The organism is Sphingomonas sp. R1 (genome assembly GCF_025960285.1).
In the GTDB taxonomy this organism is placed as follows: domain Bacteria; phylum Pseudomonadota; class Alphaproteobacteria; order Sphingomonadales; family Sphingomonadaceae; genus Sphingomonas.
Genome location: NZ_CP110111.1, coordinates 1,324,432 through 1,343,564, shown reverse-complemented (window position 1 = coordinate 1,343,564; position 19,133 = coordinate 1,324,432). Strand labels below are relative to the sequence as shown.

At 67.6% G+C, this 19,133-nt stretch carries 26 protein-coding genes; 12 read left to right on the top strand and 14 right to left on the bottom strand.

The features are described from left to right. Positions 1-119: 119 nt before the first annotated feature. From OIM94_RS06460 to pspA, 9 genes are all read right to left on the bottom strand, one after another. Positions 120-524: a SufE family protein gene (locus tag OIM94_RS06460; RefSeq protein ID WP_264609261.1), complete on the bottom strand. Its 405-nt coding sequence runs from the start codon at positions 522-524 to the stop codon at positions 120-122. 149 nt (positions 525-673) lie between these two features. Further along, positions 674-922, bottom strand: a complete 249-nt coding sequence (locus tag OIM94_RS06455) for a hypothetical protein (RefSeq protein ID WP_264609260.1) — start codon at positions 920-922, stop codon at positions 674-676. Between the two features lie 24 nt (positions 923-946). Beyond that, on the bottom strand, positions 947-1,231 hold the full coding sequence (locus tag OIM94_RS06450; RefSeq protein ID WP_264609259.1) for a hypothetical protein: 285 nt from the start codon (positions 1,229-1,231) through the stop codon (positions 947-949). A gap of 196 nt (positions 1,232-1,427) precedes the next feature. Then, the gene (locus OIM94_RS06445; protein ID WP_264609258.1) at positions 1,428-1,694 is read right to left on the bottom strand and encodes a hypothetical protein; all 267 of its coding nucleotides are present in this window, start codon (positions 1,692-1,694) and stop codon (positions 1,428-1,430) included. Positions 1,695-1,705: 11 nt separating this feature from the next. After that, the gene (locus OIM94_RS06440; protein ID WP_264609257.1) at positions 1,706-2,035 is read right to left on the bottom strand and encodes a hypothetical protein; all 330 of its coding nucleotides are present in this window, start codon (positions 2,033-2,035) and stop codon (positions 1,706-1,708) included. Positions 2,036-2,046: 11 nt separating this feature from the next. Next, on the bottom strand, positions 2,047-2,337 hold the full coding sequence (locus OIM94_RS06435; RefSeq protein ID WP_264609256.1) for a hypothetical protein: 291 nt from the start codon (positions 2,335-2,337) through the stop codon (positions 2,047-2,049). 26 nt (positions 2,338-2,363) lie between these two features. After that, positions 2,364-2,735, bottom strand: a complete 372-nt coding sequence (pspC, locus tag OIM94_RS06430) for an envelope stress response membrane protein PspC (protein ID WP_264609255.1) — start codon at positions 2,733-2,735, stop codon at positions 2,364-2,366. Between the two features lies 1 nt (position 2,736). Continuing rightward, complete coding sequence (gene pspB, locus OIM94_RS06425) at positions 2,737-3,009, bottom strand: envelope stress response membrane protein PspB (RefSeq protein ID WP_264609254.1); 273 nt, start codon at positions 3,007-3,009, stop codon at positions 2,737-2,739. Between the two features lie 3 nt (positions 3,010-3,012). Then, complete coding sequence (pspA, locus tag OIM94_RS06420) at positions 3,013-3,681, bottom strand: phage shock protein PspA (RefSeq protein WP_264609253.1); 669 nt, start codon at positions 3,679-3,681, stop codon at positions 3,013-3,015. A 402-nt stretch (positions 3,682-4,083) separates the two neighbouring features. Here pspA and pspF point away from each other — a divergent pair, with 402 nt between their 5' ends. Continuing rightward, positions 4,084-5,124 (top strand): phage shock protein operon transcriptional activator, encoded by a 1,041-nt coding sequence (gene pspF, locus OIM94_RS06415; RefSeq protein ID WP_264609252.1) that lies wholly within the window; start codon positions 4,084-4,086, stop codon positions 5,122-5,124. 92 nt (positions 5,125-5,216) lie between these two features. Here pspF and OIM94_RS06410 read toward each other — a convergent pair whose 3' ends face one another. Next, positions 5,217-5,615 carry a winged helix-turn-helix transcriptional regulator gene (locus OIM94_RS06410; protein WP_264609251.1) on the bottom strand — a complete coding sequence of 133 codons (399 nt, stop codon included), beginning with the start codon at positions 5,613-5,615 and terminating at the stop codon, positions 5,217-5,219. Between the two features lie 102 nt (positions 5,616-5,717). Between OIM94_RS06410 and OIM94_RS06405 the strand changes: the two genes are divergently transcribed. After that, positions 5,718-6,491: an SDR family oxidoreductase gene (locus OIM94_RS06405; RefSeq protein ID WP_264609846.1), complete on the top strand. Its 774-nt coding sequence runs from the start codon at positions 5,718-5,720 to the stop codon at positions 6,489-6,491. A 90-nt stretch (positions 6,492-6,581) separates the two neighbouring features. On the opposite strand, the gene OIM94_RS06400 is transcribed toward OIM94_RS06405, so the two are convergent. Both OIM94_RS06400 and OIM94_RS06395 read right to left on the bottom strand, forming a co-directional pair. After that, positions 6,582-7,661, bottom strand: coding sequence for a 1,9-bis(guanidino)-5-aza-nonane synthase (locus tag OIM94_RS06400; protein ID WP_264609250.1), 1,080 nt, complete (start codon positions 7,659-7,661; stop codon positions 6,582-6,584). A gap of 185 nt (positions 7,662-7,846) precedes the next feature. After that, a complete protein-coding gene (locus OIM94_RS06395) occupies positions 7,847-9,073 on the bottom strand; it encodes a type III PLP-dependent enzyme (RefSeq protein ID WP_264609249.1) in 1,227 nt (408 codons plus the stop codon). Between the two features lie 154 nt (positions 9,074-9,227). Between OIM94_RS06395 and OIM94_RS06390 the strand changes: the two genes are divergently transcribed. The 4 genes from OIM94_RS06390 (at position 9,228) to OIM94_RS06375 (ending at position 11,573) form a co-directional block, all read left to right on the top strand. Continuing rightward, entirely contained in the window at positions 9,228-10,196 is a 969-nt protein-coding gene (locus OIM94_RS06390) for a threonine/serine dehydratase (protein WP_264609248.1), read from the top strand. Further along, the gene (locus tag OIM94_RS06385) at positions 10,168-10,374 is read left to right on the top strand and encodes a hypothetical protein (RefSeq protein ID WP_264609247.1); all 207 of its coding nucleotides are present in this window, start codon (positions 10,168-10,170) and stop codon (positions 10,372-10,374) included. Before OIM94_RS06390 ends, OIM94_RS06385 begins: the two co-directional genes overlap by 29 nt. Before the next feature lie 26 nt (positions 10,375-10,400). Further along, positions 10,401-10,544 carry a hypothetical protein gene (locus tag OIM94_RS06380; RefSeq protein WP_264609246.1) on the top strand — a complete coding sequence of 48 codons (144 nt, stop codon included), beginning with the start codon at positions 10,401-10,403 and terminating at the stop codon, positions 10,542-10,544. Between the two features lie 141 nt (positions 10,545-10,685). Then, positions 10,686-11,573 (top strand): alpha/beta fold hydrolase, encoded by an 888-nt coding sequence (locus OIM94_RS06375; protein WP_413716382.1) that lies wholly within the window; start codon positions 10,686-10,688, stop codon positions 11,571-11,573. Between the two features lie 13 nt (positions 11,574-11,586). Here OIM94_RS06375 and OIM94_RS06370 read toward each other — a convergent pair whose 3' ends face one another. Beyond that, positions 11,587-12,243 carry an alpha/beta hydrolase gene (locus OIM94_RS06370; protein WP_264609245.1) on the bottom strand — a complete coding sequence of 219 codons (657 nt, stop codon included), beginning with the start codon at positions 12,241-12,243 and terminating at the stop codon, positions 11,587-11,589. Positions 12,244-12,335: 92 nt separating this feature from the next. On the opposite strand from OIM94_RS06370, the gene OIM94_RS06365 reads away from it, so the two are divergent. From OIM94_RS06365 to OIM94_RS06355, 3 genes are read left to right on the top strand one after another with little or no spacing between them, the layout of a single operon-like run. Then, the gene (locus OIM94_RS06365; protein ID WP_264609244.1) at positions 12,336-13,412 is read left to right on the top strand and encodes a cysteine desulfurase family protein; all 1,077 of its coding nucleotides are present in this window, start codon (positions 12,336-12,338) and stop codon (positions 13,410-13,412) included. After that, entirely contained in the window at positions 13,409-14,491 is a 1,083-nt protein-coding gene (locus OIM94_RS06360; RefSeq protein ID WP_264609243.1) for a cysteine desulfurase family protein, read from the top strand. Before OIM94_RS06365 ends, OIM94_RS06360 begins: the two co-directional genes overlap by 4 nt. Next, positions 14,488-14,823, top strand: coding sequence for a 2Fe-2S iron-sulfur cluster-binding protein (locus OIM94_RS06355; protein ID WP_264609242.1), 336 nt, complete (start codon positions 14,488-14,490; stop codon positions 14,821-14,823). The genes OIM94_RS06360 and OIM94_RS06355 overlap by 4 nt, the downstream gene beginning before the upstream one ends. Positions 14,824-14,826: 3 nt before the next feature. On the opposite strand, the gene OIM94_RS06350 is transcribed toward OIM94_RS06355, so the two are convergent. Next, positions 14,827-15,024 carry a hypothetical protein gene (locus tag OIM94_RS06350; protein WP_264609241.1) on the bottom strand — a complete coding sequence of 66 codons (198 nt, stop codon included), beginning with the start codon at positions 15,022-15,024 and terminating at the stop codon, positions 14,827-14,829. An 83-nt stretch (positions 15,025-15,107) separates the two neighbouring features. Between OIM94_RS06350 and OIM94_RS06345 the strand changes: the two genes are divergently transcribed. From OIM94_RS06345 to OIM94_RS06335, 3 genes are read left to right on the top strand one after another with little or no spacing between them, the layout of a single operon-like run. Beyond that, complete coding sequence (locus OIM94_RS06345; protein WP_264609240.1) at positions 15,108-17,783, top strand: bifunctional [glutamine synthetase] adenylyltransferase/[glutamine synthetase]-adenylyl-L-tyrosine phosphorylase; 2,676 nt, start codon at positions 15,108-15,110, stop codon at positions 17,781-17,783. 13 nt (positions 17,784-17,796) lie between these two features. Further along, positions 17,797-18,267 (top strand): peroxiredoxin, encoded by a 471-nt coding sequence (locus OIM94_RS06340; protein ID WP_264609239.1) that lies wholly within the window; start codon positions 17,797-17,799, stop codon positions 18,265-18,267. After that, positions 18,264-19,067 (top strand): ferritin-like domain-containing protein, encoded by an 804-nt coding sequence (locus OIM94_RS06335; protein WP_264609238.1) that lies wholly within the window; start codon positions 18,264-18,266, stop codon positions 19,065-19,067. The genes OIM94_RS06340 and OIM94_RS06335 overlap by 4 nt, the downstream gene beginning before the upstream one ends. Positions 19,068-19,133: the final 66 nt, after the last annotated feature.

Sequence of the window (19,133 nt, the reverse complement as noted above, 5' to 3'; positions counted from 1 at the left end):
ATTCGCCTGTGCGCTTGGGGAAAGAACGGTGCCTTCAGCGGCGACGGATCCCCGCCTTCGCGGGGATGACGAGGTATCTGGTTGAAGCGAGCGGCGTACGCTCCCCGGAGGGGAGGGGTTCAGGCGTACCTTCCCGCCGTTTCCCGGATCAGCGCGATCATGTTGGGGATGCCCTGCGTCCGGTTCGAGCTTAGCTGGTTCTTCAGGTCGAACGGCGCCAGCGCAGCTTCGATGTCCGTCGCCAGGATCTCGGCGGGGCTGCGGTCCTGCACGGCAAGCAGTACCAGCGCGATGATGCCCTTGGTGATCGCCGCGTTCGAATCCGCCAGGAAGTGCAGCCGGCCGTCTTCTGCCCGCGTGGGGTAGACCCACACCGAGGCCGAGCAGCCGCGCACCAGCGTCGCATCGGTCTTGAGCGGGGCGGGCATATCCTCGAGCGCCTTGCCGAGATCGATCAGCAAGCGATAGCGATCGTCGGCGTCGAGAAACCCGTATTCTTCCTGGAGATCGGCAAGGCTAGTCATGGCGTCCGCGCTAGCCGTGCCGCGCGGGATTTTCCAGCCTCGCGATTACTTCGCGGTCGGCGCGTCGTAGCGCAGGCCGAGCCGGGGACGGGGTGCCCGCGCCGGCGCCGGGGCGGGCTGGGCCTCCGCCACCGGTGGGGGCGCCTGGTTCACAGATCGACCCCTGCGGCGATCGCTTCCAGCTTGCGGATGCGTTCCTTGAGGTCGGCCAGCTCGATCCGCGAGGCGGGGCTGGGCATCGTCGTTGCTGCCGCGTCGGGGCGACGGAGTTCCACCAGCTCGCGGTGCTTGAGTGCCAGCCAGCCGCGCCAGCCGGAAAGCGCTGCGGCGGTGATCATGCCGAGGCCGACCAGGCCGGAGACGGCAAGGGTGATGGTGAGTTGCGGGTCGCTGGTCATGGCGTTCGCTCCCAGAAACATGGCTCAGATGCGGTTCTTGTCGCGCAGCTTCTCGATCTCGTGATCGAGGCGCAGGCTCTTTTCGTTGTCGGTGATCACGCGCTCGAGCACCTGGACGCGTTCCTTGAGGGCGCGGACCTCGTCGCGCAGCCGCTCGGCTTCCAGGCGCTGGGCGGGATCCTGCTCGGCCAGTCCTTCCAGGCCTTCCAGTCCCCGCAGGCGGCGCTTGCCGCCACCATTGCGCGACTTGATGACATTGCCGATCGTGATCACGACGATGATGGCCACGACCATTTCGAACGGGTTCATTGCACCTTACTCCCCTTATCGGCGCACTTGGCGCCTCAATTCCCTGTGAGCGATGCCTGGGCGGCGCGCAGGGCGCGGCGGCGGGGGCGATCGCGGCTTTCGGCGAGGGCAATAGCTCCCCCGCACAGTGCGGCAAGCACTGCGAGCATGACAATCATCGAAATTTCCTTGCTTTGAAGCGGGTGGAAACGTTTCTTCAGTTCAGCGGCGCGTCACGCAGCTTCTCGATCTCTTCCGCTAGCCCCATGCCGCGATCGGTGATGATCCGTTCGAGGACCTGGACCCGCTGCTCCAGGCGCTGGGTCTGGGCGGCGTACTGCGCGGCCTTTTCGGCGGCGAGCCCGGCTTCAATCTCCATCCGGCGCTCCCACAGCTTGAACAGCGGGCGGAAGAAGACGCCGCCGAGGATCGCCACAAGGCCGCAGCTGATGCCGAGGATGGGAATGAGCATGGGGGAAATCATGGCGGATCCTTTCAGTTCGAGCGGCTACGCAGCGCGTCGATCTCGCGATCGAGCTGGTGCGCGCCGTCGGTCACGATGCGCTCGACATTGGCGAGGCGGTCCTTCACCGCGCCCAGTTCGGCGCGCAGCTGGCCGTTCTCCTGGCTGAGCAGCTTCACCCGCTCGACCGTTTCGTCGTTGCGCTGCGGGTAGACGGACTTGCCCCAGGCATTTTCCAGCGGATAGCCGTGCTTGATGCGCAGCCAGTGGCTGAAGATCCCCGCGGCGAGCCCGAAGAACCCCAGCGAGATGCCCGAAAGGATGATCCAGGGCAGGAATGGTGCGAGCGCTACTTCGATCATCGGTCGTCTCCTCAGCGCAGGGCTTCGATGTCGCGGGCGGTGCGTTCGGCGGGGTCGGTGGCGATCCGTTCCAGAACCGCGATCCGCTCCTCGAGCCGGCCGATCTGGCCTGCGAGCCGTTCATTGTCGGCTGCGAGCAGGTCGATCTTGCGGGCCGCTTCGGCATCCGCCTTGTCGATATTCTTACCGTAATCGTCGCTGATCGAATAGCCGTGCTTGGCTCGGATCCAGTTGTTGACCAGCCACCCTACGGTGGAGATCACCACCAGCGCGATCACGAAGTCGGGACCACCCCAGTTCATCGTCGTGCCTCCCTGTTGCCTGCGCCTCAGCGCAGGCTATCGATTTCGTCGGCGAGCCGGGTGTTGCGGCTCGTATAATAGAGCTCGATGTCGGCGAGCCGGCGATCGATGTCGCGGAACTTCGAGCGGACCTCGGCGGTCGAGCGCTTGGGGCTCGAGCGGACACCCTGCCAGAAGCGTTCATCCTCCGGCGTGTCGTAGAGGCCCACCGGCTTGGGGTTCGCGATCCAGGCGATCACGAAATACCCCAGGGCGCCCCAGCCGGTTGCCAGGGTGAGCAGCACGGTGGCCACCCGCACCCAGGTCACGTCGATGCCGGTGTAATCCGCCAGGCCGGCGCAGACGCCCATGAACTTGCGGTTCTGACGATCGAGATAGAATTTGGTGCGAGCGGACATCTCAGTTCCTCCGGGAAGGATCGTATGACACCTGATCGGGGCGCTGGGCCGAGAGCGGGCGGTAGTCGGGGTTGTCGGCGGCGATGATGCGTTCGACCGTCATCAGCCGGTCTTCGAGCATGCGCGCCGTGCGGTAGAGGTCGTCGAGAAGGTTCTCGTCTTCCCGGGTGATGGTCCCAGCCTGCTTCCACTTGGTCACATAGTGGAAGACGATCCAGGGCAGTCCGAGGAAGAGGATGGCGCAGACGAAGACCGGAATGATGATTTCGTCCACCGGTTATGCTCCCTTGTTCAGCCGCGCTTTCAGCGCCTCGAGTTCGGCATCGACCTTTTCCGACGAGCGGAGTTCGGCGATTTCCTCTTCGAGCGTCTTCGGGTTGCCGCCCAGGCCCATCGCATCGGCACGGCCTTCGGCCAGATCGACGCGGCGTTCCAGGATGTCGAAGCGCGAGAAGGCGTCCTGCATCTTCGACCCGTTGGTCATTTCCCGCAAGCGGGCGCGGTTGTTGGCGCTTTCCAGGCGGGCAACAATCGAATTCTGCCGGGTGCGGGCCTCGCGCAGCTTGTTCTGCAGCTTGTTGATGTCCTCTTCCGAGGCGCGGAGCGCATCGTCGAGCACGGCAATCTCGGCCTGCAGCTGGTCGCACATGTCGGCGGCCTTCTGGCGTTCGACCAGGGCGGCCTTGGCGAGGTCCTCGCGGTCCTTCGAAAGGGCCAGCTCGGCCTTTTCGGTCCAGCTTTCCTGGAGCTTTTCGAGCTTCGCGATGTGGCGGCGCATTTCCTTCTGATCGGCGATCGTCCGGGCGGCGCTGGCGCGAACCTCGACCAGCGTTTCCTCCATCTCGAGGATGATCATGCGGATCATCTTGGCGGGATCTTCCGCCTTGTCGAGCAGGTCGGTGACGTTGGCGGCGATGATGTCGCGGGTTCGCGAGAAGATACCCATGATATGCGCTCCTTCGTATGTTCTTTGGGGGTGCCGCCGGAAGGGATGGGGGCCCTTCCGGCGGCCCTGGCACTGCCGAGGGAGGCGGTGCCAGGAGACCTCGTGTGCCCGCCTCAGGCGATCGCCGGTGCCACCGCGCCAGCGGTCAGGACCAGGCTGGCGAGGAAGGCGAAGGAAACCGCGATGAAGGCGTTGCGGAGGGTGTGGATCTGGTTGGTCATGGTCGTGTTCCTGAACCTTGGTAGGTTGAAGTAGGTGCCCGTCATCGGGCTTGCCTCCATCTTTGCAGGAGGCGTGCCAGTTTTCGAAAATGGCAGAAAACCGTGGTTTTTCGCTCGACTACAAATGTAGTTTCGCAAATTGCACTTGCTAACAGTTGGGAAAATTCGCCAAGCTTGGGGAATGGAGCGGATCACTCAAGTCATCGGCCAGTCTTCGGCCTTTCTCGACGCGCTGGAACAGGCCAGCCGCGCCGCCGCGCTCGATCGGCCGGTGCTGGTGATCGGCGAGCGCGGCACCGGTAAGGAGCTGGTCGCCGAGCGTCTCCACCGCCTCAGCCCGCGCTGGGACCAGCCGCTGGTGACGATGAACTGCGCGGCGCTTCCCGAGACGCTGATCGAGGCCGAGCTGTTCGGTCATGAAGCGGGCGCATTCACCGGCGCCACCAAGGCGCGCACCGGCCGGTTCGAGGAGGCCGATGGCGGCACGCTGTTCCTCGACGAACTCGGCACGCTCTCGATGGGCGCGCAGGAACGGCTGCTGCGCGCGGTGGAATATGGCGAGATCACCCGAATCGGCTCGTCGCGGCCGGTGCGGGTCGATGTGCGGATCGTTGCGGCGACCAACGAGCATCTGCCGCACCGGGTGGACAAGGGCACCTTCCGCGCCGACTTGCTCGACCGGCTGAGCTTCGAGGTGGTCACCCTGCCGCCGCTCCGCCACCGCGGCGGCGATGTCGAGGTGCTGGCCGATTTTTACGGCCGCCGCATGGCTTCGGAGCTGGGCTGGCAGGACTGGCCGGGCTGGGGGCCGCACGCACTGGATGCGCTGCTGTCCTATGACTGGCCCGGCAATGTTCGCGAACTGCGCAACGTGGTCGAACGCGCGGTCTATCGCTGGGATCGGGCTGGGCCGATCGACCGTATCGAGATCGACCCCTTCGCGTCGCCCTATCGGCCGCGCCCGATGGCCTCGTCGATGAGCCCCGTGGAAAAGCCCGCCGAGCCCCCGGCCCCCGCTGCGCCTGCTCCGCCATCGTCCGAGCCCGCCGACCTCGGTGGCGACTTCAAGACGCGCGTCTCTCGCTTCGAGCGGCAGCTATTGTCGCAGGCATTGGCCGAACACCGCTTCAACCAGCGTGCGACCGCCGAGGCCCTGGGGCTTACCTACGACCAGCTGCGGCATGCGCTGCGCCGGCACGATCTGCTGGGCGCTGGTGCGTAGTTGTTGCGATCCATTCTCATCTTTTTGCTGAGAATGATTAGCATTACTGTTTGACCGCGCCGGAACTGGCGTGCGCAACAGGCGCGCGCCGCTCAGCCGCCGCTACGTGTGTCAAAGGCGGTGCGGGCGGCCTCGATCCGCTCGAGATTCGCCGCCGCCCACAGCCAGACGCCGCAAAACGCCTCTCCCAGGCTCTCGCCCAGATCGGTCAGCCGATACTCGACGCGGGGCGGGATCACCGGATGCACGGTGCGGACCACCAGCCCGTCGCGCTCCATCTGGCGCAGCGTCTGGGTCAGCATCTTCTGGCTGATGCCGGGCACCGCCTTGCCGATGCGGGTGAAGCGCATCTCGCCCTGTTCGGCGAGCAGTTCCAGGATCAGCATCGTCCATTTGTCGGCCACGCGTCCGATCACCTCGGTGACGAGCGCCTCGACGCGCGGATCCATCTCGTGGCTGCGGGTTTCAGGAGCGGGCGCAGGGGACGACATGGAGTCACTCTCTTTTTGGTGCGTATAAATCTTTTGGGTGCCTTCTTTCGTTCGGAGCCTATCGGCGTACATCCCGGCCGGCAACCAGCAATGGAGGGTATGATGAAGACCAGCGGCAATACTATTCTGATCACCGGCGGCGGCTCGGGGATCGGCGAGGCGCTCGCGCATCGCTTCCATGACGCCGGCAACACCGTCATCGTCGCCGGAAGGCGGCTCGAGGCGCTGCAGGCGGCGTGCGAAGGCCGCGCCGACATGCATGCGCTGACGCTCGACGTGGAAAGTGCGGACGGCGTGGCGGACTTTGCCGCGCGGCTGCTCGCGGCGCATCCGGGGCTCAACGTGCTGATCAACAATGCCGGGATCATGCGGTTCGAGGCGCTGGATACCAAGCGCGACCTCGCCGATGCCGAGGCGACGATCACCACCAACCTGCTTGGTCCCATCCGGCTGATCGACGCGCTGGTCGAGCATCTGGCGGCGATGCCCGACGCGGCCATCGTCAACGTGACCTCGGGTCTCGCCTTCGTGCCGCTGGTGACGACGCCGACCTACAACGCCACCAAGGCCGCGATGCACAGCTACACCGTGTCGCTGCGCGCGGTGCTGGAGGGCAAGGTCGAGGTGATCGAGCTGGCCCCGCCCGCGGTGCAGACCGAGCTCACGCCGGGGCAGAGCCTGCGCCCGGGCTACCAGCCGCTCGACGAATTCGCCGACGAGGTGCTGGCGCTGTTCGGGCAGACGCCGACGCCGAAGGAAGTGCTGGTCGAGCGGGTGAAGTTCCTCCGCGATGCCGAGCGCGAGGGGCGGTTCGATGCGACGCTGGCGCAGCTCACCGCGATGGCAAAGGCGGCGCGGGAGGCGGTGGAGGGGTGACCTCAAGATCCTCCCCGTGCCGGGGAGGATCTGACAGCAAAACGGCCGGGGATCGCTCCCCGGCCGTTTCGTTTGTCGGTCCCGAAAGGCTCAGGCGAACAGCTTCGCCCAGCCGCGCTTGGCGCGGTCCTTCCAGTAGCCGCGGTGGTAGGCGTCGCTGGCGAGCAGCGGCATCACCGAACCGGCTTCCGCGAACACCATCTGCTCGATGCCGGTGTTCACCTTGCCCCAGCTGGCGGCTTCCTGCAGCGTCGAGGACGAGCAGGCGCCGTCACGCACGTCGGCGACGGTGATCTGCACCGCATACTTGTGCACTTCCACGTCTTCGTGGCCGAGGATTTCGGCGCAGACGACGGTGTCCTGGATGAAGTTCTTCGGCACGCCGCCGCCGATCATCAGCAGGCCGGTGGTGCCCGCCTGGATCTTGATCTCGGTCAGCTCGCGGAAGTCCGCGACCGCATCGATCATCAGATAGGGCTTGCCGGCCTTCATCTGGTCGACCTGGTGCTTGACGAGGCCGAAGCCGGCCGAGCTGTCGACGAACGCCGGGCAGAAGATCGGCACGTCATGCTCATAGGCGAGCTTGACGAGGCTGTTTTCCTTCTTGCCGTGCTCCGACAGGTACTTGCCCATCTCGCGGATGAAGGCGCGGCTCGAGTAGGCGCGCGGCTCAAGCTCGTTCGCGATCTTGTTGATCGTGAAGTCGCAGTCCTGGAGCTGCTCCTCGTCGATGTACGTGTCGTAGATGCGGTCGATATAGAGCGAGCGCAGCGTGTCGTCGTCGGGGATCTCGAGCGCCTGGTAGTGCTTGTGGCCCAGGCCCTCGAAGAAATCCATGTCGACGATGGTCGCGCCGGTGGCGACGATCACGTCGACCATGTTGTTGCGCACCAGATCCGCATAGAGGTCCATGCAGCCGCCGGCCGAGGTCGAGCCCGCGATCACGAGGCAGACCGTGCAGTCCTTGTCGGCCAGCATCTCGTTGTAGATCTTGGTCGCGCGGCCGAGGTCGCGGCTGGTGAAGCTCATGTCGCTCATCGCATCGACGATCGGGCGCGCGTCGAAGCTCTTGATGTCGATGTGCTTGACCTGCTTGGAAAGCAGCTCGGCCTTGCGGGTGTCGTTGATCGGGGCGTTGGCCGCCGCGGTCTTGGTGAGGCTGTCGGTCATGGGAACTCCCATTTTCACATGGCCGCCGTCATTCAAAGGGGACGCGGAAACCCATAAAGCCCCTTCCGCTTGCGGGAGGGGTCAGGGGAGGGGCCGTTCAGCCGCTCCCGATCAGGAACACGCCATGCCCTCCCCCGACCCCTCCCGCAAGCGGGAGGGGAGCGAGGTCGGATAAGACGTGCTGATTACAGCTTGACGACGTTCGACGGCGCGGCGGCAGCCGCCTCGTCTTCGCCGGTGTAGAGCGAGACCATCGGCTCGTCGTCGACGATCACCGTGTCGCCGGCGGTGAAGCCGTTGAAGCCGGTGCGCATCGCCGCGCCGTACGCGCCGAGCATGCCGATCTCGATATAGTCGCCCGCCTGGATGTCGGCCGGCAGCTCGAACGGGCCCGCCATGCGATCCATGTCGTCGCAGGTGGGGCCGTAGAAGCTGAAGCCCATGTCCTTGGCGTTCGAATCCGGCTCGCGGAGGAGGCGGACCGGGAAGCGCCAGCCGATATGCGCCGCATCGAACAGCGCGCCGTACGCGCCGTCGTTGATGTACAGCTCATCGCCGCGACGACGCTCGACGCGCACGATCAGCGAGCTGTATTCGGCGCACAGCGCACGGCCCGGCTCGGCCCACAGCTCTGCCGAATAGGAAATCGGCAGGCTTTCGAAGGCGCGGTGGATCGTCGCGAAATAGCGCTCGAGCGGCGGCGGCTCCATGCCGGGATAGCTCGACGGGAACCCGCCGCCGACATCGACGACATCGACCGTGACGCCCGCCTCGACGATGGCGGCGCGGGCGCGCTCCATCGCATTGGCATAGGCTTCCGGCGACATCGCCTGGCTGCCGACATGGAAGCAGATGCCCAGAGCATCCGCCACCTGGCGAACCGCGATCAGCAGGTCCTTGCTCTCGCCCGGACCCACGCCGAACTTCGACGCGAGGCTCAGCTTCGAGTGATCCGACGAGACGCGGAGGCGTACGCACAGCGTGAGATCGGTGGCGCCCTTGGTGGCGCGTACGATCTTGTCCAGCTCTTCCATGCTGTCCAGGCTGAATACGCGAACGCCGTGCTCGAAATACGCCTCGGCGATGGCTTCCTCAGCCTTTACCGGGTGCATGAAGCACAGGGTTGCTTCCGGCGCGACACCGGCGACGAGGCGAACCTCGGCGATCGATGCTACGTCGAAATGCGTAATTCCGCTCTCCCACAGGATCTGGATCAGATCCGGCGAGGGATTGGCCTTCACGGCATACATCGAACGACCCGGGAACTTCTCGGCGAAGAACCGGGCCGCACGCGATGCGGCGTGCGGGCGGACGAGCGTTACCGGCTGAACCGGACGAAGCTTAGCGATGTCGGCAACGCGGTTGCCGATACGGGTGGTCGCTAACCCCAGCGCGCGATGATGCTTGTGCAACTCAAGGGACCTCCAAATGCCGCGAGGCAATCATTGACGAAAAGCTGCCTTGCGGTTGGAAGTCCCATGGGGCAGCGGAGGAGCGCACATATGCGCGTCGGTCCCCCGTGTAAAGTGATTCTGGGGTCCGTTTTTCTACGGCGAGGGATGTTCTGTGACGATTTTGCGACAGCCCACCCGCGCAGGGGTTCGCGACGCCGCCGCCAAGGTGGCGGCGATCCTGCCGCCGACGCCCTTGCTGGTACAGGAGGTGCGCGGCGTGGCGGTGGCGTTCAAGGCGGAAAGCCTCCAGCCGATCGGCGCGTTCAAGATCCGCGGTGCCTGGCACCGGCTGACCGCTCTGGACGAGCGGGTGCGCGGGCAGGGCGTCGTCGCCTTCTCCTCGGGCAATCACGCGCAAGGCGTCGCCTGGGCGGCAAAGCGGCTCGGCATTCCGGCGGTGATCGTCATGCCGTCCGATGCGCCTAGGGTAAAGCTGGAAGCGACGCTGGCGCTGGGGGCGGAAGTGGTCCGCTATGATCGCGCGACCGAAAGCCGGGAGAAGATCGCCGAACAGCTCGCCCATGCCCGCGGCGCGGCGCTGGTGCCGAGCTTCGACGACCCCTGGATCATCGAGGGGCAGGGAAGCGCGGGAATCGAGGCGGCTAGACAGATGGCGGACGCCGGACTGGAGCCCCCGCGGCGGGTGCTGGTTCCGTGCGGCGGCGGCGGGCTTTCAGCCGGCGTCGCGCTGGCCTTGCCGGAGGCGGAGATCGTCCCTGTCGAACCCGAAGGCTGGGACGATATGCGCCGGAGCCTGGAAGCGGGCTGGATCGAGCCGGTCGGGCCGAACCCGCCGGTGACGGCGTGCGATTCGCTGCAGACTCCGCGCGTTTCGCCGCTTACGTTCGACGTGCTCTCCCGCCGCGGCGCAACCGGCGTGGCGGTGAGCGAAATGGAGATCCGCGCAGCGCAGCGCTGGGCGGCGGCGAAGTTGCGGCTGGTGGTGGAGCCGGGCGGTGCAGCCGGAATCGCGGCGCTGCTCGCGGGCAGGGTTCCGGCGGAACCCGGAACGCTCGTGATCGTTTCGGGCGGAAATGTCGACCAGGAGGATTATGCGCGGACGATCGGGGGCAGGGAATGATCGCGGTAATCCGGTCGGCGCGGGTGTGGCCCGCCTCGCCAGTCTCGGCACCCTCGCGCTCGGCCATGTCCTCTGGATCGCGCTGCGCATCGCCTATCGCGGCGATCCCCGCCTTGTCGCCGGCACCGCCTGCATCTGCGTCGCGACGGGGGTGACGCTGTGGGTGGTGGTAACCTGAACGCCCTGTCCGGTCTCTACCCGCTGATGATGAGTATCGCCGTGCTGGCGGTGCTGGCGCTGAGCTGGGGCGGGGTGACGGTGCTCCGCCGCGGGGATCGTCAGCGCGGTGTGCTGATGCTGCTATGTGCGCTGGTGATCCTTGCCAACGTGCTGATCTGGGCGGTGTAGGCGACCTTCTCGATGCTGCGCGCTCCTTTTACGCGAGAGAGGCGCGCGCGGACTGTGCCGGTCGTTACATCTTGCGACCTTTTCCGAGTCGACCTGTCTGTTCCCCCTGCGATATCTTCTGCCGACAGCAGGAGAACCGCGATGCGCGCGATCGGATGGGTGATGGCCGGACTGTTTCTTGCCGGCCCGCCGGTGCTTGCCCGGCAGCAGATGGAGCCGCCCGCGCCCTCCGCTCCCGCGTCGAAGCGGGACCTGGCCTATGGCGCGCTGCCCGCGCAAACGCTCGATTATTTCCCGCCGACGGTCCGTGTCGGCGCGCCGCCGCCGCTGATCGTGTTCGTCCATGGCGGCGGCTGGCAGCATGGCAGCAAGGACAATGCGACCGGATCGGCCAAGATCCAGCACTTCACGGGCAAGGGCTATGCCTTCGCAACGATCAACTACCGCCTGGTCCCTGGTGCCACCGTCGAGCAGCAGGCGCAGGACGTGGCGACTGCACTCGCATGGCTGGTGGCGCGTGCGAAGGAACTGGGTTTCGATCCCGACCGGATGGTGCTGATGGGGCACAGCGCCGGCGCACACCTCGCCGCATTGGTCGGCACCGATCCGCGGTACATGCACGGGCAGGACCTGATGCTCGATCAGCTGCGCGGCGTGGTGCTGCTCGACGGCGCCGCGTACGACGTGCCGGCGCAGATGGCCGAGGCCGGGCGCTTCATGCGGCCGATCTATACAAGAGCGTTCGGCAGCGATCCGGCGCGGCAGCGGGCGCTGTCGCCGATCGCGCATACCGCGGGGCCGAACGTGCTGTCGTTCCTGATCCTCCACGTCGAGCGCGACGACGGTACGCGCCAGTCCGAAGCGCTGGCGGCGGCCCTGCGCGCAGAAGGATCCAAGGTGGAGGTGCGGGGCTTGGAGGGCCGCGGCCTTCGCGGCCATGTGGCGATGAACCGCCAGCTCGGCGAGGCCGACTATCCCGGCACGGCAATCGTCGATCGCTGGCTCAGCGCGACGTTCGCGCCGCGCTGAGCCATCATTATCCTCAGCGGATCGGGCAGTTGGGGTCGAGCCGCATGTCGAGATAGCGGTCGACCGAACCCATCAGCTGCTCCATCTCGTGCTCGAAGAAATGGTTCGCGCCCGGAATGGTGTCGTGGTGGATGGTGATGTGCTTCTGGGTGCGCAGCTTGTCGACCAGCTTCTGCACCGCGCCGGGGGTGACGACCTCGTCCTGCTCGCCCTGGATGATGATGCCCGAGCTGGGGCAGGGTGCGAGGAAGGTGAAGTCGAACATGTTCGCCGGCGGCGCGACCGAGATGAAGCCGCGGATTTCCGGGCGGCGCATCAGCAGCTGCATGCCGATCCAGGCGCCGAAGCCGAAGCCGGCGACCCAGGTGGACGAGGCTTCAGGGTGAAAGCTCTGCACCCAGTCGAGTGCGCTGGCGGCATCCGACAGCTCGCCGATGCCGTTGTCGAACGTGCCCTGGCTCTTGCCGACCCCGCGGAAATTGAAGCGCAGCGTGGCGAAGCCCCGGCGCTGGAAGGTCTTGTAGAGATCCTGGACGATGCGGTTGTTCATCGTGCCGCCCGCATTGGGGTGCGGGTGGAGGATCATCGCAACCGGGGCGCGCGGGCGCGGCGCGGGAGCGAAACGGCCCTCGAGGCGGCCTTCGGGTCCGGGGAAAATGACTTCGGGCAAGGCGGATCCTGTTCAATAGGGAGATGCGCGGTGGAGCGCAGGAACTTGGTCGCTATATAGGCAGCGGGTCCCTTCACGCAATTGGAACGCCATTGGCCGCTCGACTCTATCTGGATCATGCCGCGACGACCCCGATGCTGCCCGAGGCGCTGGCGGCGGTGATGGAGGGCGTGACGCGCTGGGCGAACCCCTCCTCGCCGCATGGCGACGGGCGGGCGGCGCGCGCGGCGCTGGAGGATGCGCGGCGCCGGATCGCGGCGAGCTATGGCTGGGCACACGAGCTGCTGCTGACCAGCGGGGCAAGCGAATCGCTGGCGATCGCGATGGGTCGCAGCGTTGTCGATCGCCGGCTGATCACCGCAGTGGAGCATGACGCCGTGCTGCGGCTGGGCGAGGGCGCCCCGGTGCTGCCGGTTACCTCGGGCGGCATCGTGCGGCTCGACGCGCTCGCCGCCGCCCTGGACGGGCAGGGCCGGACGCTCGTTTGCGTGCAATGGGCGAACAGCGAGACCGGCGTGCGCCAGCCGATCGCGGCGATCGCCGAGCTCGTGCACGGTGCGGGCGGGCTGCTGCTGGTCGATGCCGCGCAGATGCCGGCGCATGCCGATGCCGAGGTGCTGCGCCACGCCGATCTGGTCGCGGTCTCCGCGCACAAGCGCGGCGGCCCGCCGGGCATCGGTGCGCTCCTCGTTCGCGACCTGGGCGTGCTGCTGCCGACCGGCGGGCAGGAAAAGGGCTATCGTGCGGGGACGGAGAATCTGCCGGGCGCGCTTGGCTACGCAGCGGCGGTCGCCGTGCCCGAGGATCTGGCGGAGATGGCCCGGCTGCGCGCGCGGCTGGAGGCGACGATCGTCGCAGACGGCGGCGCGGTGGTAGGCGCGGAGAGCCCGCGCAGCCCGCTGATCGGCGCCTACCGGATGCCGGGCGTGTCCTCCGCCGCGCAACTGATCCGCTTCGATCTGGCGGGTGTCGCGGTATCGGCGGGCAGCGCCTGCTCCTCGGGCAGCATGCGGCCCAGCCATGTGCTGACCGCGATGGGCTGGGGCGAGCCCGCCTTGCGCGAAGTCGTCCGGGTAAGCTTCGGGCGCAGCACCACCGACGCCGATGTCGACCGCTTCGCCGAGCTGTGGCGCGCAACCTTTGCCGATGCGCGGGCGCGGGCCGCATGATCTATCTCGACTATCAGGCGACGACGCCGCTCGCCCCGCAAGCGCTTGCCGCGATGCTGCCCTGGCTCGAATCGCAGCACGCCAATCCGCATTCGCCGCACGCGCCCGGCCGCGCAGCCAAGGCGGCAGTGGAGATCGCGCGCTCGCAGGTGGGGGCGCTGCTGCCGGCCGGCGGACAAGTGGCGTTCACGAGCGGAGCGACCGAGGCGCTGAACTGGGCGATCAAGGGCACCAGCGGCGGTATCGTCACGCTCGCCACCGAACATGCGGCCGTGCTGGATACGGCGGCGGCGACCGGACGGCCGGTCACCCTGCTGCCGGTGGGGCCGGACGGGCTGGTCGATCTGGAGGTCGCCCGCGCCGCGATTGTGCCGGGCACGGGGCTGGTCGCCGCGATGCTGGTCAACAACGAGATTGGCGTGATCCAGCCGATCGCCGAACTGGCCGCGCTTGCCCATGCAGCGGGCGCGCTGTTCCTGTGCGACGCGGTGCAGGGCTATGGCCGCCTGCCGATCCCGGCGACGTGTGACCTCGTGGCGATCTCCGCGCACAAGATCCATGGACCCAAGGGGATCGGGGCGCTGTGGGTGCGGGACGGCGTGCCGCTGGCGCCGCTGCTGCATGGCGGCGGGCAGGAAGCGCCGGGGCGGTCGGGCACCCTGTCGCCCGCGCTGTGTGCCGGGTTCGGCGCGGCGGCCAAGGTCGCCGCAATGCGATCGGAGGAAGACGCCGCGCATGTCCGTCGACTTTGGGCATCGGCGACCGGGCGGCTTGGGCAGGGCTGGATCCTCAACGGCTCGCCCGTGCATCGCTACTGTGGCAACCTCAATCTGCGCCGCGAAGGGCTCGACGTCGCGCGCCTGATGGCGGATTTGCGCGACATCGCCTTTTCCGCCGGCTCGGCCTGCGCAAGTGGCTCGGGCCGCCCGAGCCATGTGCTGCGTGCGCTGGGGCTATCTGACGCGCAGTCGCGTTCCAGCATCCGTATCGGCTTCGGCCGCATGACCACCGAGGAGGAATTGATGACCGCACTCGACCGTATCTGCGCCGCTGCCGACGCCCAGCGGGTGGCGGCATGATCCGGGTGCGGTTCGAGGCGCCCGGTGGCGGCGCGGTGCAGGAAGTGCAGGCGCCACCAGGCGCCCGGCTGCTGGAAGTGGCGCAAAATGCCGGCCAACCGCTGGAGGGCACCTGCGAGGGGCAGATGGCCTGCTCCACCTGCCACGTCATCGTCTCGCCCGCCGATTTCGACCGGCTGCCGCGCGCCAGCGAAGACGAGGAGGACATGCTGGATCTCGCGATGGGCGCGGTGCGCACCAGCCGCCTGGCCTGTCAGATCCTGCTCACCGACGCGCTGGACGGACTGACCGTACGACTGCCGTCGGCGCACCGGGACATGCAGGGCCGGTGAGGCCTACCAATAGCAGCGAGGATCGCGGTCGTTCAGCTTGGCGAGAAGTGCCGCCATGTCCTGCGGCAGCCCCAGGTCCCGCCCATATACGTTCGCCAGCGCCCGGGCGATGCCGTCGCCTTCGCGCGGCCCCTCGATGCGATAAGGGGTCGCTGCGCTTGCCTCGAGGGCGTTGGAGGATGCCGTCTGAACCACGGCCACAAAACGGTCATGTGCAACATTCGTTGCTTGAACATGACACAGTTCACCGCAGCTGTGCGGTTTTTGGACGGTAAGGATCGACCGTGACTTCCCCCTCCCTGCGCGCGACTCTGGATCGCATTGTCCAACATTCTCCGTTTCTTGGCCTGGCACTCGGCCGCGAGCAGGACGTTGCGGCCGATCTGGCGGCGGCTCTGGCCGACCCGATCGGGGTCGCCGCCGCTCCCACGAAAGAGATGCCGGTGCCGCAGGCGCTGCGGGTCCAGCGCCGGCGATTGGCGTTGATCGCAGCGATCGGCGACCTTTCGGCCGCGTTCGATTTCACGCGCACGACCCAATTGCTCAGCGATTTCGCCGATGCCGCGCTGGATCGCGCGATCCACGCCGCCATCCGCGAGCGTACGCCGGATGCCGCGCCGGGCGGGTTCGCCGCGATCGCGCTGGGCAAGCAGGGGAGCCGGGAGCTCAACTATTCTTCCGATATCGACCCGATCCTGATCTTCGATCCCGCCACGCTGCCGGTGCGGCCGCGCGAAGCGCCCGAGGAAGCGGCGGTGCGGATCGGCCGACGGGTGCTGGAGATCCTGCAGGCGCGCGATGGCGACGGCTATGTGCTCCGCGTCGATCTGCGGCTGCGCCCGTCACCGGAGGTCACGCCGATCGTGCTGCCGGTCGAGGCGGCGATCAGCTATTATGAAAGCCAGGCGCTGCCATGGGAGCGTGCCGCCTTCATCCGCGCCCGTGCCGCCGGGGGCGATCTGGCGCTTGGCCAGAGCTTTCTCGACGCGATCCGGCCGTTCGTCTGGCGCCGGGCGCTGGATTACGGAACGATCCGCGAGATCCAGGAAATTTCCCGCCGCATTCGCGACCATCACCACCAGGGGCAGCGCTTCGGCCCGGGCTACGATCTGAAGCGGGGCCGCGGCGGCATCCGGGAGGTAGAGTTCTTCGCGCAGATCCACCAGCTGATCCATGGCGGGCGCGATCCGGCGCTGCGGGTGTCCGCGACCCGCGACGCGCTGGCCGCGCTGGCGGAGGCGGGGCGGATCGATGCGGACGACGCCGCGGCACTGGACGAGGCCTATGTCCTGCTCCGGACGATCGAGCATCGGCTGCAGATGGTTGATGATCGTCAGACCCACACGCTGCCGAGCGATCCTGTCGCGCTCGACAATGTTGCACGGCTGCACGGGCTCGACGACGGCGCGGCGTTGATCGCGCTGCTCCAGCCGCATGTCGAGCGGGTCGGCCGCATCTATGACACGCTCGCCGAGGCCGGCGGCAGCGGCCTGCCGACGGATCCGGATCTGCTTGGCGAACGGCTCGCCAAGGCGGGCTTTCCGGATGCGGAGGTTGCGCGCCGGGTGGTGGAGGGCTGGCGCGGTGCCACCTATCCGGCGCTGCGCAGCCCGGCGGCGCAAAGCGCGCTCGAGGCGGTGCTGCCGACGCTGATGGCGGGCTTCGGCGGCGCGCCCGATCCGCAGCATGCGATCACGCGCTTCGATGCGATGCTCAAGCGCCTGCCCAGCGCAGTCAACATCTTCCGCCTGCTGGAGGCACAGCCGGCGCTAACCCGCCTGCTGAGCGCGATCCTCAGCCATGCGCCGACGCTGGCCGAGCAGCTGGGCCGCCGCGCGGAACTGCTCGACGGGCTGATCGATGCGAGCGCGCTGGCGCCGGTCGGCGAGGTGTCCGAGCTGGTCGAGGGCATGGCGGCGGCCGAGCGCGGCGCCGATTATCAGTGGCGGCTCGAGCATGTCCGCAGGCTGGTCAACGAGAAGCGTTTCGCGCTCGGGGCACAGATCGTGGCGGGGGTCAGCGATCCGCTTGATGTGTCGGCCGGCTATGCGCGCGTTGCGGAGGCGGCGATCGCGGTGCTCGCCGAAGCGACCGTCGAGGAGTTCGCCGGCCAGCACGGCCATGTGCCGAACAGCGAATTGGTGATCCTGGCGCTGGGGCGGATGGGAGGCGGGGCGCTCACCCATGCGTCGGACCTCGACCTGATCTACCTGTTCACCGGCGACTATTCCGCCGAATCGGACGGGCGGCGGCCGCTGGGGGCGGTGACCTATTACAACCGGCTGGCGCAGCGGGTGACGGCGGCGCTCTCGGTGCCGACCGCTGCAGGCCCGCTGTACGAGGTGGACACCCGGTTGCGCCCCTCGGGTACGCAGGGGCCGCTGTCGGTCTCGCTGGAGGGGTTTGCCGGCTATCAGGAAAAGGACGCCTGGACCTGGGAGCATATGGTGCTCACGCGGGCGCGTCCGGTGTTCGGATCGTCAGCCGCGCGCGCGCACGTGCAGGCGATCATCGACCGGGTGCTGCACGGCGCCCGGCCGGATCGCGACATTCTCGCCGATGCGGCCAAGATGCGCGCCGACATGGCCGCACACAAGCCGCCGGCGGGCCCGCTCGACGCCAAGCTGCTCGATGGCGGCCTCGTCGACCTCGAATTCGCGGTGCATGTCCAGCAGCTCTGCCATCGCACGGGCTTCGACCCGCGGCTGGGCAAGGCGATCGACGCGCTGGTGGGGCAGGGGCTTCTGCCGTCCGCGCTCGGTGCCGCGCATGATTTTCTTACCCGGCTGCTGGTGACGTTGCGGCTGGTCGCGCCCGATGCGCAGCCGCCGGGCGAGCGTACCCGTGCGCTGATCGCCCGCGCGCTCGGCCTGCCCGATTGGGAAGCGGTGGTTGCGACGCTCGACGCGACACGGCAGGAGGTGCGCCAATGCTGGGCCGCACTCCAGGCCCGTAGCTGATGGAGACCGGGCAATGAGCATCGAGCAGGGCGACGCGCTCCCCAAGGGCGCGCTGGTGGCGGCGGATGGCAGCGCGATCACGCTGCCCGAATGGGGCGCGGGCGCGCCGTTCGTCCTCTATTTCTACCCCAAGGACGATACGTCGGGCTGCACCCGCGAGGCGCAGGACTTCACGGCGGCGATGCCGGAGTTCGCCGCGCTCGGCGTGAAGGTATTGGGCATCTCGAAGGACCCGCCCGCCAAGCATCAGAAGTTCACCGCCAAATATGACCTCACCGTGCCGCTCGCCACCGACGAGGACGGCGGGCTGATGGAGGCACTGGGCGTCTGGGTCGAGAAATCGATGTACGGCAAAAAGTATATGGGCATCGAGCGCTCGACCTTCCTGTTCGACGCCGCGGGCACGCTGGTCCGCGCCTGGCGCAAGGTGAAGGTGCCCGGCCACGCCGCCGAGGTGCTGGATGCGGCGAAGGCGCTGGGGTGAGCGAACGACGCAGCGTGGCGGCGGCGGTGCGGGCGGTGCTCGACGCCGCCGACCCGACCGACAAGGTGATGAAGGCTCGCGCCGCCGCGCGGGATTGGCGATTGGGGCGGCTCGATTTCCGCTTCGACGTGGCGATGCCCGCGCGCCCTGCGCGACCTGCCGCGCCCGAGCTGCTGCCGCCCAATCGCATGCCCAAGCGGGGGCGGGGCGGTTCGGAGCGCGGGCGGATCGCGTTGATCCATGCGCTGGCGCATATCGAGTTCGTCGCGATCGACCTTGCCTTCGATCTCATCGGCCGCTTCGGCGCCGAGTTTCCGGTCGATTTCACCGATGACTGGATGCGCGTCGGCGCGGACGAGGCGATGCATTTCGCGCTGCTGGATCGCCGCTTGCGCAGTCTTGGCAGCCACTATGGCGCGCTGCCTGCGCATGACGGTCTGTGGGACGCCGCCGCCGAAACCGCCCATGATGCCAAGGCGCGCCTTGCGATCGTGCCGATGGTGCTGGAGGCGCGGGGCCTGGACGTGACGCCGGCCACGATCGAGCGGTTCGCCGCCGCGGAGGATGTCGCCACGACGAAGATCCTGACGCGGATTGTCAACGATGAGGTGCGGCACGTACGGGCCGGCACACGGTGGTTCGAATTCGCCTGCGTCGCGGCTCGTTGCGTTCCGGAAACGACTTGGCAAGATCTCGTCCGTACCCATTTCAGGGGTGCGATTAAGCCGCCGTTCAACGACTCGGCGCGCGACTCAGCCGGTTTGACGCGCGCATACTACCAAGCGCTTGCCGACGGCTGATTATCCTCCAAAAGAGTCCTCAAGCGGGACGGAGAGGACAGGGGCTGACCCTTCGCCACGCATCAT